Genomic DNA, 2459 nt, shown 5'->3' on the forward strand with positions numbered 1-2459 from the left:
GCCGCGGCCAGAGTCAGCTGATCTTCGGCGACCTTAAGACCGTAAAGACCTCGTTGTGCGTCGACAACTTCCTCAACCAGCGGCAGAACTGGGAGACCGGCGACCCCAAGCAGCAGGTGCGCTGTGTCTACGTGGCGATCGGCCAGAAGGGCACCACCATCGCCAGCGTGCGCCGCGCGCTGGAGGAGGGCGGCGCGATGGACTACACCACCATCGTCGCGGCGCCGGCCTCCGACTCGGCCGGGTTCAAATGGCTTGCGCCGTACACCGGTTCGGCGATCGCCCAGCACTGGATGTACCAGGGCAAGCACGTGCTGATCGTCTTCGACGACCTGACCAAGCAGGCCGAGGCCTACCGGGCGATCTCGCTGCTGCTGCGCCGGCCGCCGGGCCGCGAGGCATACCCCGGTGACGTGTTCTATCTGCACTCGCGGCTGCTGGAGCGGTGCGCCAAGCTCTCCGACGAGCTGGGCGGCGGCTCGCTGACCGGGCTGCCGGTGATCGAGACCAAGGCCAACGACATCTCGGCCTATATCCCGACCAACGTCATCTCGATCACCGACGGCCAGTGCTTCCTGGAGACCGACCTGTTCAACCAGGGTGTGCGCCCGGCCATCAACGTCGGGGTGTCGGTGTCCCGGGTCGGTGGCGCCGCGCAGATCAAGGCGATGAAAGAGGTGGCCGGCAGCCTCCGGCTGGACCTGTCCCAGTACCGCGAGCTGGAGGCCTTCGCGGCCTTCGCCTCGGACCTGGACGCCACCTCGAAGGCGCAGCTGGAGCGCGGCGCCCGGCTGGTGGAGCTGCTCAAGCAGCCGCAGTACCAGCCGATGCCGGTGGAGGCGCAGGTGGTCTCGATCTTCCTGGGCACCGAGGGCCATCTGGACTCGGTGCCGGTCGAAGACGTCGGCCGCTTCGAGGCCGAGTTCCTCGACCATGTCCGGGCGACCGAGGGTGAGCTGCTCACAACCATCCGGGAGTCGCAGAAGCTGAGCGAGGAGGACAGCGAGAAGCTGGTCGGCATCATCAACCATTTCAAGAAGGGCTTCGCCGCGACCGGCGGCGGCTCGGTGGTGCCCGACGAGCACGTCGAGGCGCTCGAGGAAGAGAAATTGGGCAAGGAAGCGGTGCAGGTCCACAAGCCGGCGCCGGTGAAGAAGAAGTAGTCGATACCCGATGCCAGCCACACTTCGCGAACTGCGCGGCCGGATCCGCTCCGCCGGGTCGATCAAGAAGATCACCAAGGCCCAGGAGCTGATCGCCACCTCGCGCATCGGCCGGGCCCAGACGCGGCTCGACACCGCCCGCCCGTACGCCGCCGAGATCACCCGGATGCTGACCACCCTGGCTGCCGAAGCGGCGCTGGACCATCCACTGCTGGTCGAGCGTGCCGAGCCCAGACGGGCCGGGGTGCTGGTGGTGTCGTCGGATCGCGGCCTGTGCGGCGCGTACAACGCCAACATCTTCCGCCGCGCCGAAGAGCTGTTCTCACTGCTGCGTGACGAGGGCAAGACGCCGGTGCTGTATGTCGTCGGCCGTAAAGCGCTGAGCTATTACACGTTCCGGAACTGGCAGATCGCCGGTTCGTGGACCGGGTGCTCCGAACAGCCGACCTACGACAACGCCGCGACCGTCGCCGCCACGCTGGTGCAGACGTTCCTCGCGGGCGTCGACGACGCCGGGGAGCATCCCGGGGCCGACGGTGTGCTCGGGGTGGATGAGTTGCACATCGTGGCAACCGAGTTCAAGTCGATGCTGTCGCAGTCGGCTGAGGCCCGCCGGATCGCCCCGATGGTGGTGGAGTACGTCGAAGAGGAAACCGGGCCGCGCACGCTCTACTCGTTCGAGCCGGACGCCACCACGCTGTTCGATTCGCTGCTGCCGCGGTACCTGACCACCCGGATCTACGCGGCGCTGCTGGAGTCGGCGGCGTCAGAGCTGGCGTCGCGGCAGCGGGCGATGAAGTCGGCCACCGACAACGCCGACGACCTGATCAAGGCCCTCACGCTGGAGGCGAACCGCGAGCGGCAGGCCCAGATCACCCAGGAAATCAGCGAAATCGTCGGCGGCGCAAACGCGCTGGCCGACGCCAGGTAAGACCGGTTAAGGAAGCGAAGAGATTATGGCTGCTACTGCCGCAAAGAGTGCAACGTCCCGGAAATCCGCCGGCAGCGACACCAACGGCCGGGTGGTGCGCATCACCGGGCCCGTGGTCGACGTCGAGTTCCCCCGCGGCTCGGTGCCCGACCTGTTCAACGCGCTGCACGCCGAGGTCACCTTCGAGGCGCTGGCGAAGACGCTGACCCTGGAGGTCGCGCATCACCTCGGCGACAATCTGGTCCGCTGCATCTCGATGCAGCCGACCGACGGCCTGGTGCGCGGCGTCGAGGTGACCGACACCGGCTCGGCGATCTCGGTGCCGGTGGGCGACGGCGTCAAGGGCCACGTCTTCGACGCGCTGG

General features: G+C 67.6%; 2 protein-coding genes and 1 pseudogene. All 3 read left to right on the forward strand.

Annotated elements, in window-relative coordinates; genetic code table 11:
• Window positions 1–1163, forward strand: a 1163-nt coding sequence (gene atpA, locus AC2VNT_RS14695) for a F0F1 ATP synthase subunit alpha (RefSeq protein WP_486947556.1), incomplete at its 5' end; no start/stop codon positions are given.
• Window positions 1164–1173: 10 nt separating this feature from the next.
• On the forward strand, window positions 1174–2094 hold the full coding sequence (locus AC2VNT_RS14700; RefSeq protein ID WP_486947557.1) for a F0F1 ATP synthase subunit gamma: 921 nt from the start codon (window positions 1174–1176) through the stop codon (window positions 2092–2094).
• Between the two features lie 25 nt (window positions 2095–2119).
• A pseudogene (locus tag AC2VNT_RS14705) lies at window positions 2120–2459 on the forward strand (F0F1 ATP synthase subunit beta); the annotation flags it as partial.

This window comes from Mycobacterium sp. TH-M15 (assembly GCF_057473705.1).